The following is a 15,505-nucleotide window of genomic DNA, read 5'->3' as shown; positions in this document are numbered from 1 at the left end:
ATGGGCTTTTCTGTTATAGTTGCAGCAAAAAATCCTACGTAAAGCGAGCATATCATGATTAAGACTACCGAAGAATTCAAGCTACCAGATGATCATATTGCAGAATCGTTACATATAGCGCTTGGCTGCCGCCCTGACGAGATTCTTTTCATAGATATCGAGACAACAGGCTTATCTCCCAAGACTGCTGATCTGTATCTTATTGGTGTATCATATCGCCAGGGGAATACCTGGCATATTGTCCAGTTCATGTCAGAATCCATTGACCATGAAAAAGAAATCCTTATAAATTTCCAGACTCTGTTAAAAGACTTCAAATATGTGGTTCACTTTAACGGAAACCGCTTTGACATACCATTTCTTCAGGAGAAATTCTCCAAGTATGGATTAAATGATGCATTTGAAAACGTAGAGTCTTTTGACCTGTACAAAAAGATATCACCCTACAAACTACAACTGGGCCTTCCTGACTGCAAGCAAAAGACTATCGAGCTCTATCTTGGAATAGACAGAGAGGATAAATACGACGGTGGTAAGCTCATCCCTGTATACAAGGAATTTGTAGAGGATAAAGATCCTGAAAAGCTTAGGCTCCTCCTTCTTCATAACTTTGAAGATGTTAAGGGAATGTTCGAATTGCTGCCAATGATGCGATATCTGGAGTTCTTTAACCTGTTCAAGAATATGCCCAAGGTTTCTATCAGGACCGATGAAGAGATTGATGATAACGCCTATGACTACGAGCTTCCTGTACGCGCTAGAAAGGTTCAGGCCAACTATTACAAGGATCTTGATGGTACACAGAAGCAGGAAGTATACATGAAGCTGTCTCTTCCTTTCGAGCTTCCATCTTCGCTTAGTGGAAATCTTGATAACTGTTATTTCAAGATAGTCGGAAGTGAAGCAACTCTTCGCGTTCCGCTATATGAGCAGGAGCTCAAGTACTACTACTCCAACTACAAGGATTATTATTATCTGCCAAAAGAGGACATGGCTATCCACAAGTCTATTGCTGAATTTGTAGACAAGGCATACAGAGAAAAAGCCACTCCCGAGAACTGCTACACCAAAAAGGCTGGACAGTATCTTCTTGAGTGGGATCTGGTATTTGCACCATTCTTTAAAGAGGATTACAAAGACAAACGTTTCTTCTTTGACCTTAATGAGAATCTGAAAAAGAGCCGTTTCGCCATGAGTCTATATGCTTCACACGTTATAGCTCATATTCTTGAGGGATAAGATATTTACAGCAAATAAAAAGAAGTTTTTCCAAGATCTTTCAAGGTCTCAGAAAAACTTCTTTATTTTTCATTTAGTTATTACTGTGGTTTCTCGTAGTAGAAGGAATTCTTACGAACAAAGCCGATATCCTTGTAGTTTACGATCTGCTCTGTACTTCCGATAAAGAGGATTCCTCCTGGAACAAGGTTGGCATAATATTTTCTGAAAATGTCATCCTTGGCTTCCTCTGTAAAGTAGATAAGCACGTTTCTACATACAATAAGATGGCAATCCTTTGGATAAGGATCACGTAAAAGATCTGCCTGTTTAAAGGTAACTCGCGATGTAATCTCACTTGAAACCTTCATTTTACCATCAGGAGTCTCTGTGAAGTATTTCTTTTTAAACTCCTCAGGAGTGTTGGCAATCTCTTTTTTATCATAGATAGCTGCCTTAGCCTTAGCCAGAACAACTGCATCAAGGTCTGTTGCATATACATTGATCTGATTAAGAGGCATATGCTTACTGAGCATCATAACGATCGTATATGGCTCATCACCTGTTGAGCAGGCTGCACTCCAGATCTTCAAGTTCTTACCAAACTTACTCATGAGTTCAGGAACCATCTCTTTATCCATAAGGTTCCACTGATCCATGTTTCTGAAGAACTCAGACACGTTGATAGTCAGATATGTAACAAAAGAGTCAAGCGCCTCTCTGTCTTTCTTGATAAGAGCAAGGAATCCATCATAACCCTTAACATCATACTTACCGATTAGCGTATCGATACGTCTTTTCATCTGCTTTTCTTTGTAAGCATTAAGATCGATCTTGGTCAGGTCATAGACACCCTTTTTAAACCACTCATAATCGTATTCCATGTAAGCTTTACCCTCCTATCATGTAATAAGCAATGGCGAAATGCCGTAAAATCGGCACATATGCCACACTTATATTTTAATGGAGCGAAGATTGTATGTAAAATTAAATAATTATAAATAAAATATCGTTTAGTTTAATACTTCCTCGATTCCGCCGCCCAGTGCATTGATCCTGAGGGTCACAGCTTCTTCCAGCTTTCTGTCAGCCTCGATCTTATGAACAACACCTGACATAACAAAGGTCACACCGTTGTACAGCTGATCAGTGATAGTCGCTGTAGCGTTGTTACTGTTATCTATGGCAACATCCATGGTCTTGAGCTTTTTCTTGAGCTCCTCTATCTGGTGTTCCTTAATGCTTGCCGCTGCATTGATCTTGATCTTCCACTGCATCAGCTCTCTGTTGGCAATAGCACCTATTTCCTGAAGCCTTTCTTTTTCTGTATTAAGAGTGTTGTACTCTTCCTCTTTACGCTGGAGGTCTTTTTGTATATTTCTATAGTTGGTCTGGAATTCAGTAGACAAACCGAGGTTTATAACTGTCTTAGTGCCACCTCTGCTGCCAACGTTTGCAGCTTCAAATCCGAAACTACTCTGTATATTTCCGCCGTAAATAACGCCATCAGCGCCTACGACCTTAACCTTCTCCTTGGCACTGATCTCACAGTTTACCATAGAATTGGCATAAACATTTCTGGCGCTGACCTTGACTCTCTCAAGGTATCTGGCGGATACGTCACCAACTGCCTCTATTCCACCTCTGACAGGACAGTTCGCACCACCCTTAATGATAACGTTGCCTCCGCTTGTGATCAGAGAACTTGTCACATGTCCGCTGATTATGACATCACCTGTTGCATGAATCTCAGAACCCGAGTCCACATCTCCCGTCACAAGTAAAGTACCATCCACTCTCACTATCTTGTCTGTGAGCTTGACCTCAGACATAACAGTCATCTTGCTAATATTGATCTCACCCTCATAATATGAAAGAGCACCCTTGTACTTGGCAACATAGGTCACTCTGTCGCTCATTACCATGAATCCTTCTCCCTTCAGGATAGGGATCTCATGACCTCTTTTGGCAGTAATGACGTTACCAAATATGTCTCTTCCATCAGTACCAGCTGTAGCCTTGTGATATACAGCTACAACGCTTCCAGCATTTACCCTGATGATAGAATCCATGTTGGAGAAATCTATCGTGCCATCCTCATTCTCAATAAATCCATGAGAATTCTCTTTGTCAAAACAGTATTCATAATAGCCATTTGTTCCGTCTACTGCATCAACACCGGATACAACAAGTATCTTCTCTCCCGGGTGATTGATAAGCTCTACGATGGCGTCTGTATTGATGCCAGACTTAATATTACATCTTTCCAGGAACTTCAGGACCATCTCCTGTGTATATACATTCTTTTTGGATTTCGCTGGAAGTGTGAGATATCCCTGCATCTGACCGCATTCAACAGAAAGATAATTCTTTTTGCTTGCAAGCATTTCACTGAGGAGCTTTGCTGTCTCAGTGTCTGCATCTACTTCGTTTTCAGTGTACTCGTTGATAAATCTCTTATCGTAATACTCGCCGGACAGGAGCTGTCCTCTGATGCGCCTCATATCACGAGCAGTGTACATAAGAGAAGAATATAGCCTGACATCAAGACCATCCTCGAGGCCAAGTCTTATCTCTCGCATCTGATCCGCCCAATACAAAGGATTGCAGTAGGGAGCTATATTGATCTGGTTCTCAAGTCCCAGGCGCATCTCGTGCATCTGCTGCCAGTTGAACCTGGAATCTGCATACTCTGCAACTACCAGTCCCTTCTCAAGTCCAATCCTTATCTCCCTGATGGCATCCGCACGCATTTCAGGAGAAATATATCTTTCTATCTCAAGCTCTTCTTTTAGGCTGATACTGATTTCTTCAAGCTGCTCAGCGTCGTAGCCCTTGAGGATATATAGATTTATATTGATATTTTCTTTAAAGGCATTGTGGAGCTGATCCAGTATTCCATAAGGGTATTTGCGGATCTTGTTCTTTTCAAAATAAAGTCCATCCTCCGCACTTTCTCTTATGACGCGCATCTTCATGTAAGGTACTTCAACATAGGCGTAATCAGATACATCAAGCTGTGCCTCAAGACCTTTTCTTATCTCCCTCATCTGCAGATAGTCAAATGCCGGGTCGAGATAGAAAATAACAGGAAAATCAGGAGATACAACAAGACCTTTTCGTATCTCTCTCATCTGCTCAGCCAGGTAGTCCTTTTTTGCAAAGATAGATACATCTACGCCACTAACAAGTCCCTTTCGAATCTGGAATACCTGCTGTGTATCAAAACCCTCTTCCCTATACTTGGACATATCAATGCCTTGACGAAGCTCCAGACGCATCTCTTCCATATCAAGCCATGATAATTTGGGATTAAGGTACTTCCTGACATCTAACTTGTCAGCAAGTCCCTTTCGTATTTCTGCAAGTTGCAGAGGATTATATTCGTTTTTAAACTTATGAACATCTACTCCTAATTCCAGTAGCTGCTGCGCCTCTCGTTCAAAAGAATCCTTATCAAAAGAGTCAATGCCGGAATAAATGCTGAACTCCTTCTTTTTTCCAACTTTCCCATTTGTCATTTGTCTTGCTATCATAACCACCCCTATATTTTTCACAAACCACCAATGTAATTTTAGTTTAATACAAATGGGCGTTCAATTAAGTGAAGATTAAATGCACTTAAAAAAGTATATTCTAGCATTATAATTTTTTATTTTTATTTTATTTGACATAAAAAAGAGCTGATAGCCTAAGCCATCAGCTCTTAATAGTCATATAATTAGTTCTCTTCGTTCTGCTCAGCGATAACCTTGTCGATATCAACAGATACTACATCGCCTTCCTCTGCAGGAGCTTCCTCTTCCTTCTCAGGAGCGAACATAGCCTTGATTGAAAGAGAAATCTTCTTCTCATCCTCGTTGAAATCAACGATCTTAGCTTCTACTTCCTGGCCAACCTTGAGTACATCAGCTGGCTTCTCAACATGTTCCTTAGCGATCTGAGAAACATGAAGAAGTGCATCGATACCAGGCTCAAGCTCTACAAAAGCACCGAAGTCTGTCATTCTGGCAACCTTACCCTTAACAACGTTGCCTACAGCATATTTCTGTGTAGCATCCTTCCAAGGGTTCTCATCATCGAACTTTCTGGAAAGAGCGATCTTGCTGCCATCGATTGACTTAACAAGAACCTTAACTGTATCTCCAATCTTGAAGACCTTCTTAGGGCTCTCAACACGTCCCCAGCTCATCTCTGAGATGTGAAGAAGTCCATCAGCACCACCGAGATCGATGAATGCGCCGAAGTCTGTAACATTCTTAACTACGCCGTCAACTACGTCGCCAGCCTTGATTGTATCAAAGAGCTTCTTAGCAGCCTCAGCCTTCTCAGCTGAAACGAGCATCTTGCGGTTACCGATATATCTACGTCTCTTAGGATTATACTCAGTTACAACGAACTGAATCTCCTGATCCTGATACTTGGAAAGATCCTTCTCATAGCTATCAGAAACAAGGCTTGCTGGGATGAAGATTCTAACTTCATCTACAACTACTGTAAGGCCACCCTCGAGTACCTGTACAACCTTAGCTGTAAGAACTTCCTTATTGTTGAAGGCTTCCTCAATTCTCTTGTTGCCTCTGTCGATAGCAAGTCTCTTGTATGAAAGAATAACCTGTCCGTCAGCGTCGTTGGTCTTAAGAACCTTAACATCCATTGTATCGCCAACTTTAACGGCGGTTGTAAGATCAATACTATTGTCGTTGCTGTATTCGTTCTTAGTAAGAACACCATCGGACTTGTATCCGATGTTGAGGATTATCTCATCAGGCTTAACGTCAATAACAGTTCCCTCAACAACCTCCCCTGTGTGAATTGTTTTGAACGATTCGTTAAGCATCTGTTCAAAAGTTTGTTCTGACATAATTCTGAACCTCCTCGATAATGTTCTTTGGGGTCGATGCCCCGGCAGTAATCCCTACGAGCTTGACATTTTTTGTCAAATTTAAATGCAAGTCCTCAAGGGTCTGAATAAAATATGTATCAGCACATTTCTCCTTGCAGATTTCATAGAGTTTCCTTGAATTCGAACTGTGCGCGCCACCAATCACTATCATGGCATCTGCCTTGGATGCAATTTCCTCAGCTTCTGTCTGACGTTCATCAGTCGCATTGCATATAGTATTCACAATATTAATATTGTAACCGTTATTTTTGAAGATTTCAACGGTTTCTTGAAATTTCTTCTTGTTGAAAGTAGTCTGGGCCACGAGTGTGTAATCCAGTTCCCTGTTCTCATCGAATTCTGCTGCACTTTCGGGACCATCAATCACATAAACTTTTCCATCACCGTAGCTTACGATACCTTCAACCTCTGGATGATTGGCGCTGCCTACAACTATGATACTCTTTCCCTTCTGACTCTCCTCTGCAACTACCTTGTGGATTCTCTTTACAAAAGGACAAGTAGCATCGATCACATCAAAGCCAGTCTTCTCAATAAGAGTCTGAACCTGTCTTGTGACACCATGGGATCTGATCACAATAGTTCCAGCTGGCTGCTTTTTAGAATTATCCTTATTTTCAGCCACCAGTTCCTCAAGCTCATCAATATCATTGATAACCCTGACGCCCTTTTTCTCAAGATCGCTTACTACGGTCTCATTATGAATAATCGGGCCATAAGTATAGATATAACCTGAAGTTCCCTTGGCTATCTGTTCATACACTGTGTCCACAGCCTTGGTTACGCCAAAACAAAAACCAGCATGTTCTGCAACTATAACTTCCATATTACTATTTACTCCAAATATCATATTACCAAATTGAATTGTAACAAATTGATTTTTATTAATCAATTTCTTTCTTTATACAGCTGAATTATCTTATCTGCAACTTCCTGAATAGTCATATCAGAAGAATCAACAAGTACAGCATCCTCAGCCTGCATGAGCGGTGAATTCTCTCTGTGCATGTCTCTGTAATCCCTGTCGATGATATCCTGTTCAATTACATTTATATCGCACTCTACGCCCTTAGCTGTGAGCTCTTTGAATCTGCGCTCTGCTCTTACCTTGGAGCTTGCTGTGAGATAAACCTTGAGAGAAGCATCTGGAAGTACTACTGTTCCAATATCTCTTCCATCCATAACTACATCTGTAGTCTTGGCAAGCTTCTGCTGAAGCTCTACAAGCTTCTTTCTCACATCGCCATTTACGCTGCTGGCAGAAGCCATATTACCAACTTCCTCAGTTCTGATCTTACCATTAACGTTTTCGCCATTAAGATATACAACCTGCTCGTTGTTCTCATACTTGATAGTAATGTCAGCGCTCTGGCATGTTGCACTGATCTTCTCAGCATCATCTGCGCTTACTCCGTTATTCAGCATATAAAGAGCCATTGCTCTGTACATTGCTCCTGTATCAACGTACACAAATCCAAGATCCTTGGCTACCATCTTGGCAATTGTGCTCTTACCTGCTCCAGCAGGTCCATCTATTGCGATATTTCCCATTTTTCATAAACTCCTTTTGGTATTTCTTTTATTCCTGAGCAGCGCTTGCTCCAGCAAGATGCCCTGTTGACCAAGCCACCTGAAGATTAAAGCCTCCGGTTTCTGTGTCAACGTCGATAACCTCACCAGCAAAGTAAAGCCCCTGTACCAGCTTGGATTCCATTGTTGATGGATTGATCTCTTTGGTGCTGACTCCGCCTCTGGTGATAATAGCTTCGTTAAAGCTTCTGGTTCCAGTCACTGTCATAGGCAGGTTCTTGATCAGCTTAACAAAAGAACTTCTCTCTTCCTTGGTGATCTCGTTAACTTTTTTCTCCGGATCAATTCCAGAAAGTCTGATCATAACAGGAATAAGCTTAGATGGGAATAGCCCACCCAGAATATTCTTAAATGATTTATTGAGGCCTTCCTCAAAGTCCCTTAATACCCTCTTATCAAGCTGTTCCTCTGTAAGAGCAGGCTTAAGATCAAGAAGAAGTCTGGCTGTTTTGGAAGGGTCATAGTGACAGCTTGCTGTGAGAACAAGAGGTCCACTAACTCCAAAGTGGGTAAAGAGCATCTCTCCAAAGCCATCATATGCTGGCTTTTCTTTCTTTTTCTTACCCGCCTTGTTATCTTCGGTTCCAGCTTTGCCACCAGCCTTATCCTTGGCCTCAAGGAACATCTTAAGGCCCACATTTCTAAGTGATAAGCCCTGCAGGTCCTTGCACCAGTCCTCTTTAATCTCAAATGGAACAAGTGAAGGAAGAGGTGTTACAACGCTGTGTCCAAGTTCCTCAGCAAAAGTATATCCATCTCCTGTTGATCCTGTTGATGGATAAGAAACTCCGCCTGTACATACAATGATGCTGTCAAACTCTTCTCTTGTAATAGGATCATCATCCTTACTATAGGTGACAGCAGACACAACTCCATTAGATGCCTCAACTGACAGCACCTTCGTTCCAAACTGTACATCTACGCCAGCCTTAACAACTGCCCTGTACAAGGTATTGATGATATCGGATGAGTGGTCAGATACAGGGAAAACTCTGTCTCCGCGCTCTATCTTGAGACGGCAGCCGTTGTTCTCAAAAAAGTCCATAACTGCCCTATTATCATAATCATAAATTGCACTGTACAAAAATCTGGGATTTCTTTTAACGTAGTTAAAATAATCCTCTACCTCACAGGCATTGGTCACGTTACATCTGCCCTTACCTGTGATATAGATCTTCTTGCCAGGCTTTTCATTCTTTTCAAAAATAGTGACGCTTCCGCTGCCTTCTGCAGCAGCAAGCGCCGCCATCATTCCGGCCGCACCGCAGCCGATAACTGCTATTTTCTTCATTAAGATGTTTCCTTATTTCTCGTAAGTGGATAACCTATCATTGGCGCATCAGACGCAAAGTCAATCTCGTCATTGATATACACCTGATAATTATTCCAGGTTTCCTCCAGCATCTTGAGGTCTGCCTGAACTTCCTGAGGCTTCCTCATACAAAGCGCTACAACAAGCGCATTTATAACACTAAGTGGTGCTACCAGTGAATCTACGATTGAAGCCATCTCACTCTTAGCAAGAAGGTTACAGGATGAATAGAGATTCATTGGTGAATGCACTGAATCGGTTATAGTAATAACCTTGGCATTCCTGTCATTGGCAAATTCCATGCACTTAAGTGTTCTCATGGAATATCTCGGAAAGCTGATACCTATGATACAGTCCCTGTCACCGATTCTGATCATCTGCTCAAACATCTCGCTGATACTGGTAGTCTTGATCAGAACATTATTACCTCTGATGATATTAAGATAAAAGTGTAAAAAATCTGCCAAAGGCTCGCAGGACCTAAGTCCCACTATATACACTGTTCTAGCCTTGAGAATAATATCAACTGCTGTCTTGAAGGCAGCAACATCAATATTGTTGATAGTATGTTCAATGTTACTGATATCTGACTGAAGGATAGCTGATAATATCTCTCCTTCATTACTCCTGCCAAATCTACGACCAACCTTCTCTACAGAACCAAACTTATCACTGACCCACGCTGCCAGTGCCTTCTGAAAGGCAGGATATCCGTCATAGCCAAGACTCATTGCAAAGCGGACCACAGTGGACTCACTCATTCCAACAATCTTGCCAAGTTCAGCAGCAGTCATAAATACTGCCTGCTCGTAATGATCACAGATATATGTGGCAATAGATTTCTTGCCCTTACTCATTCTCGAGTAGCATTCATTTATCCTGGTGATTACGTCAACACCCTCATCAAACTTCATACTGATTCCCCATATCAGCCAAGGCTGAATGCCTTATATGCAGATTCGAGCATTGCTACAGAAGAAGCCTCGTCAAGATCATAGTCGCCTGTAACTGCCATGCAGCCTGCGCCATGGATAAAGATCCACATCTGCATAAAAAGCTGTTGTGCATTTCTGGCTCCTCTTGCAGAAGCCTTGCTGATCTCTTTAACAACATTCTCTGTAGAACCATTTACAAGGTCATACATGCTGCGTCCGCCTGTCTCCTGTCCTGAAACGAAAAGAAGGCTGAAAAGGTGTGGATATTTCTGGGCAAAACCAATATATGCAAGTCCCAGATCTACAAATGGAACATCATGAGTCTTGTTGAACTCATTGTAATAATCCTCATAATAAGCTGCTGCTTTATCATAAACGTCCTTTTTAAGGCCGTCCATGTTCTCATAAATACGGAAGATAGGCTGTGTTGAGCATCCTGCTGCAGCTGCAAGCTTTCTGGATGTGATCTGCTCGAAGCCCTCCTTCTTGGTTATCTTAAACGCTGCATTAACAATTTCTTTTTGTGTGATGGTAGCTTTTCTAGACATATTTCCTCCCCGATGTAGTAGATATACAGATATTTAAAAAGCACGCGTTATTATTTTACAAAATACGCCAGGCCATGTCAATGCACAACATCGTTAATTACCTATATTTGTGTTATTATATTATTATCACAATATCAATTATATATTTAATAATATATCAGAGAGGTATGTTGATGGAGCAGATCAGATTCTTGGGTGAGGAAGGATTCCTGGCCGCAATGGAAGAAGAGAATAAAAAATGGCGCAAGCAATATGTCACCAGAGGCTCTCTTCGCAGTTTTGATGGTGCCAAATTAAACTACTACGTGGCTTCTCCGGAAAATCCAATTGCAAGTGTTACTCTTGTGCATGGCCTTGGTGAATTCTGGGGTAAATACCACGAATATGCATGGTATCTGTTTCAGGCCGGCTACAAGGTATTTTTTGTTGAGCATCGTGGCCACGGCTATTCTGAAGGTAAGGTATCTGACCCGCAGCTTATTCACATAGAGAATTACAATACTTATGTTGAGGATTTCCTAAGTTTTACTGAATCAGTGGTTGTTCCTGAAAGTGCCGGTCTTGATATGATGCTTATCGCCCATTCCATGGGAGGCGCCATTGCCACTTTGTTCATGGAAAAGCATCCTCAGTACTATTCAAGAGCTATCCTTAGCTCTCCTATGCTTAAAATACAGGTTTCCAGCAACTCACCTTTAGTAGCGCTTACTATAAGTCTTGGTAACATTTTCTTTAGAAGGAGCAAGCATATAGCTCCTAATCAAAAGAGATTCAGTCCCAATGCGCCTTTTGAAACAAGCAACGCTGCTTCAAGACCACGCTTTGAATATCAGCTAAGACTTCGCAGAAAAGACGAGCACTATCAGACAAGTGCTGCTACTATAGGCTGGGTTCTGGCCAGCATCAGAGTTCACAGAGAGATTTTCAGGCGCATTTCTAATTTAAAAGTTCCGGTAGACCTCTTCACAGCGGGCAAAGACCATTTGATAGACCCCGCCGGCTATGATATGTTTAAAGAAAAGCTTCCCGGAACGAGAATTCATGCCTATAATGAATCAAGACATGAGATATTCAACGCTGATGAAGCTTCTCGAAAGCGCTATTACACTGAAGTTCTTGAGGTTCTAAATGGCAAATAATTCACTGGATAATTCTAAAAACGGATTTGTAACCGCCTCTGGTAGGCGGTTCATTTCTGATGTGCAAAAAGACTTTCACTATACATCCTTTGAAACCAAAAAAATTCTAAAGGAATATTCTCCCGAAAGCAGTGGTCCAATGCTCTACAAGAAAACTTCCACTGTTAATCTGGAACCACACGTTACTCTAAATCGCGATAAATTATCTATAACTTTTAACATATACTCTGGTACCACAGGACACAGCTATGTACTCAAAGATATTGCTGCTCTTCTAACCGCAATTGATGAAAGAGAGATTGTAAGCTACGGCAAGCACCTGGAATTCACTCATGATATGTCTGCTTTTTCTGAAGAATCCCAGAAAATCATCGCATTCCTTAAGGACTTCTTTAGAGGCAAGCAGCTTGGAGATGCTTTTTCTGCCTATTCTTCTTCCTACTCCTATGGCAAGGGCCATAGCAAGGAGTTAGAGCTGTCCGGTCATGAGATTGATGAGTTCTTTGCGTCTGTTGGCACTGTTTATTTCCTCAACACTGACTTCAGATCCAGATATAGCGAAGAAAGGCCTGTAGAAATCGTGCCAGTTTTCCCTCCAATCGATCTTCACATTGAAAAGACAGCCAATGGTGTTAACTTTGAAGCCAGCTCTTTTACCATGTTCGAGGGTTATTCAAATATTTATTTTGAGAGAAGACGCAAGATTCATATGATCTCCAGAAAGGAATGCGAAGCTATCTTCCCATTTCTTAAGTTCTTATCTGCACGCAGAACTGAAAATGAGCTCTTCATTTCCAACAAAGATCTGCCACTATTTTCATCAGGACTTTATCCGATACTGGAAGAATACTTCAACGTAAGTAATGATGGCTTCTATCCATCCAAGTATTCACCGGATATTCCTAAGTTTAAAATATTCATTGATATGCCTGATACCGTCACAATAACTTGCGATATACAGGCTACTTATCATGAAGGAAAACCTTCCGAGCAGGTAATTCATTTATTCGAAGGCCCAGAAGCAACGGCGGATTCTGCTTTAAATAATGAATCCGAGGTTCTCATCAAGAGAAACTTCCATCAGGAGAGCACTATCATCAAGCTCGTAAGCCAGCACTTTGATACTCTGGATCAGCAAAAGGGCCTCCTAATCCTTAATGGAGCACAGGATAACGAGGACAAACTCTTTTTATTTATTGCAGATGATATTCCAAAACTGGCAAGGCTTGGGGATGTTTACTTATCAGATTCCATCAAAGCTGTAAACATAACATCTGCTCCTACTGTAACCATGGGCATCTCCGTAGTTTCAGACCTGTTGGAATTATCTATAGTACCAACTGATATTTCTGCAACCGAGCTCAACAATATCCTTAGCAGATACAAACAGAGAAAAAAATATTTCCGTCTGTCCTCTGGAGATATTATTGATCTTCAGACCAAGGAAATGGAGCTTTTATACAGCATAAATGAAGGCCTCGGACTCTCTCCCAAGGATATTCTCGCAGGCCACGTTTCTATTCCCAAATACAGAGCACTATATCTAAATGAACTTGCTGACAACAGCGCTATTATAAGTGGTGCCGCCATTGGTAAAACCAGAGAATTCAAGGAACTCGTAAGTTCTTTTGCCACCACCAAGGATAACCTGTTCTCAGTTCCCAAGTCACTTGATAAGGTAATGCGTGATTACCAAAAGGACGGCTTTGTATGGCTTCGTACCCTTCGCCACAATGGCTTTGGAGGAATTCTGGCCGATGACATGGGTCTTGGTAAGACTCTGCAGGTTCTGTCGCTCCTATTAAGTATCAAAGAGGAATCTGTCAGAAACAAAAAGAAAAATCGACCATCTCTTGTTGTATGCCCAGCATCTCTGGTCTACAACTGGCAGCATGAAATAAAGAGGTTCACTCCTTCCCTTAAATGCGAGCTAGCTGTTGGAATCAAGCCCGACAGGGTAAGGGTAACATCAGAAATCGACGAGGAAGAAACAGATGTGCTCATCACTTCCTATGACCTTCTACGCCGCGATATTGATCTGTACAAATATATTGATTTTGACTGCCAGATCATAGATGAAGCGCAGTTTATCAAAAATCCAACCACGCAGGTAGCCAAGGCTGTTAAAAGTCTCAATGCTTCCTTCAAGATAGCCCTCACCGGAACTCCTATCGAAAACAGGCTCAGTGAGCTATGGAGCATATTTGACTTTTGTATGCCAGGATATCTGTTCAATTACAGGCATTTTAAGGAGTCCATAGAATCTCCTGCCATCCTTGACGGGGATGAAGATGCCATGAAACGTCTCAAGAGAATGATTTCTCCATTTATACTAAGGCGACTTAAGAAGGATGTACTTGCTGATCTTCCGGATAAGCTTGAAGAAAACATCTACGCACCTATGGTAAAAGAGCAGGAGGAACTGTACAAAGCTCATCTTCAGCGCATCAAACTCATGGTTGATTCCAAGAGTGAGGATGATTTCAGACGCGACAGAATCATGATCCTGTCAGAGCTTACAAGACTTCGTCAGCTATGCTGTGATCCGGGGCTTATTTATGATAACTATGAAGGCGGAAGCGCCAAGGCAGACCTGTGTCTTGAGATGATCAGAAGCGCTGCAGAAAGCGGCCATAAGGTTCTGCTGTTCTCACAGTTCACGTCAATGCTGGACAGACTGACTGCGCTTTTGAAAAAAGAAGGAATTAAGCACTATCTTCTAACAGGCTCTACCAAGAAGGAGGACCGAATCCAGATGGTTGATGCCTTCCAGGAGGACGACACTCCGGTATTCTGTATTTCCCTTAAAGCAGGAGGAACCGGACTTAACCTTACAGCTGCAGATATCGTAATCCACTATGATCACTGGTGGAATATAGCTGTAGAAAATCAGGCAACCGACAGAGCTCACAGAATAGGCCAAAAGAATGTGGTGACTGTTTATAGGCTCATTATGCAGAACACAATCGAGGAGCGAATTATTCTTCTTCAGAACAAGAAAAAAGAGCTGGCTGACCAGCTTCTTAACTCAGATTCACTAAGAAATCCTACCTTGTCCAAGGAAGAGCTACTGGAAATATTGGGATAAGTTTTGTGGCAAAATCAAAGCCGGTGCAAATGCACCGGCTTATGTTTATTCTGATACTATCAGATTTCCTCAACGTAGCTTACAAAATCAAACTCATTGAGCTCAGTTAAAAACTCTCTGTGAGAACGCTTCTTGTCGAAATCCACATCTACAATAAGGGCTACATCAGATGAATTAAGAGTTTTCTCCTTGGACTTGGCAAGACTGCTTGTTGTATAGCCCTGCTCATTAAGCCACTTGGACAGTTTCTTAACTCCTCCGTTCTTATCAACCTCGATAAAGATACTGATGTACTTACTGTATTCCTCAACAACCCTGCTGACATTCATAAGTACCACGTTGGCAATCATGATAAGGGCAAAACAGGCAATACCAACAATAAGATAGCCACCGCCAATAGCCATTCCCATACAGGAAGTAACCCAGAGAGAAGCTGCTGTTGTAAGACCCTTGATCTGCTGACGACCTGTTACAAGGATAGTTCCAGCACCAAGGAAACCGATTCCGCTTACAACACCTGCAGGAATACGGCTGACATCCGCATTAAGGCCAGGCTCCATAGCAAGGAATATGTTAAGAGCTGTAGCTATGGCAGATCCAAGACTTACAAGCGCAAAGGTCTTAATTCCTGCGCTATGTCTTTTGACAACTCGCTCCCATCCTATAAAGCTTCCAAAAAGCGTAGCTATCACCAGTCTGATAGCAACTGCTATATCAGTAGGCCCTTCCAAAAATTCTATTAGTGTTTGTGCTCCCATAGGCACCTCCT

12 protein-coding genes are annotated in these 15,505 nt (G+C 41.8%); 3 read left to right on the top strand and 9 right to left on the bottom strand.

Features of this window, described 5'->3' with window-relative positions:
* Nucleotides 1-54: 54 nt before the first annotated feature.
* Entirely contained in the window at nt 55-1,239 is a 1,185-nt protein-coding gene (locus IJI01_RS07195; protein ID WP_292187984.1) for a ribonuclease H-like domain-containing protein, read from the top strand.
* Nucleotides 1,240-1,319: 80 nt separating this feature from the next.
* Here the strand turns inward: IJI01_RS07195 and IJI01_RS07190 are convergent, their stop codons facing one another.
* From IJI01_RS07190 to IJI01_RS07155, 8 genes are all read right to left on the bottom strand, one after another.
* A complete protein-coding gene (locus tag IJI01_RS07190; protein WP_292187982.1) occupies nt 1,320-2,102 on the bottom strand; it encodes a CheR family methyltransferase in 783 nt (260 codons plus the stop codon).
* Nucleotides 2,103-2,231: 129 nt separating this feature from the next.
* Complete coding sequence (locus IJI01_RS07185; RefSeq protein ID WP_292187981.1) at nt 2,232-4,754, bottom strand: DUF342 domain-containing protein; 2,523 nt, start codon at nt 4,752-4,754, stop codon at nt 2,232-2,234.
* A gap of 185 nt (nt 4,755-4,939) precedes the next feature.
* Nucleotides 4,940-6,082, bottom strand: coding sequence for a 30S ribosomal protein S1 (gene rpsA, locus IJI01_RS07180; protein WP_292187978.1), 1,143 nt, complete (start codon nt 6,080-6,082; stop codon nt 4,940-4,942).
* On the bottom strand, nt 6,063-6,950 hold the full coding sequence (ispH, locus tag IJI01_RS07175; protein WP_292187975.1) for a 4-hydroxy-3-methylbut-2-enyl diphosphate reductase: 888 nt from the start codon (nt 6,948-6,950) through the stop codon (nt 6,063-6,065). Before ispH ends, rpsA begins: the two co-directional genes overlap by 20 nt.
* Nucleotides 6,951-7,012: 62 nt before the next feature.
* Nucleotides 7,013-7,675, bottom strand: coding sequence for a (d)CMP kinase (gene cmk / locus IJI01_RS07170; RefSeq protein WP_292187971.1), 663 nt, complete (start codon nt 7,673-7,675; stop codon nt 7,013-7,015).
* A gap of 28 nt (nt 7,676-7,703) precedes the next feature.
* A complete protein-coding gene (locus IJI01_RS07165; protein ID WP_292187969.1) occupies nt 7,704-9,005 on the bottom strand; it encodes an NAD(P)/FAD-dependent oxidoreductase in 1,302 nt (433 codons plus the stop codon).
* Nucleotides 9,005-9,940: a MurR/RpiR family transcriptional regulator gene (locus IJI01_RS07160; protein WP_292187966.1), complete on the bottom strand. Its 936-nt coding sequence runs from the start codon at nt 9,938-9,940 to the stop codon at nt 9,005-9,007. Before IJI01_RS07160 ends, IJI01_RS07165 begins: the two co-directional genes overlap by 1 nt.
* A gap of 14 nt (nt 9,941-9,954) precedes the next feature.
* Complete coding sequence (locus tag IJI01_RS07155; protein WP_292187964.1) at nt 9,955-10,509, bottom strand: TetR/AcrR family transcriptional regulator; 555 nt, start codon at nt 10,507-10,509, stop codon at nt 9,955-9,957.
* A 173-nt stretch (nt 10,510-10,682) separates the two neighbouring features.
* Here IJI01_RS07155 and IJI01_RS07150 point away from each other — a divergent pair, with 173 nt between their 5' ends.
* Together IJI01_RS07150 and IJI01_RS07145 are read left to right on the top strand one after the other, a co-directional pair.
* Nucleotides 10,683-11,648: an alpha/beta fold hydrolase gene (locus IJI01_RS07150; RefSeq protein WP_292187960.1), complete on the top strand. Its 966-nt coding sequence runs from the start codon at nt 10,683-10,685 to the stop codon at nt 11,646-11,648.
* Nucleotides 11,638-14,736, top strand: coding sequence for a DEAD/DEAH box helicase (locus IJI01_RS07145; protein WP_292187957.1), 3,099 nt, complete (start codon nt 11,638-11,640; stop codon nt 14,734-14,736). The genes IJI01_RS07150 and IJI01_RS07145 overlap by 11 nt, the downstream gene beginning before the upstream one ends.
* Before the next feature lie 59 nt (nt 14,737-14,795).
* Here IJI01_RS07145 and IJI01_RS07140 read toward each other — a convergent pair whose 3' ends face one another.
* The gene (locus tag IJI01_RS07140) at nt 14,796-15,494 is read right to left on the bottom strand and encodes an MgtC/SapB family protein (protein WP_292187954.1); all 699 of its coding nucleotides are present in this window, start codon (nt 15,492-15,494) and stop codon (nt 14,796-14,798) included.
* Nucleotides 15,495-15,505: the final 11 nt, after the last annotated feature.

Origin of the sequence: Butyrivibrio sp., from assembly GCF_017433805.1 — a bacterium.
Classification (GTDB): domain Bacteria; phylum Bacillota; class Clostridia; order Lachnospirales; family Lachnospiraceae; genus Butyrivibrio.
Note: the sequence above shows the minus strand (reverse complement) of the source record. Positions and strands in the feature narration are given on the sequence as shown.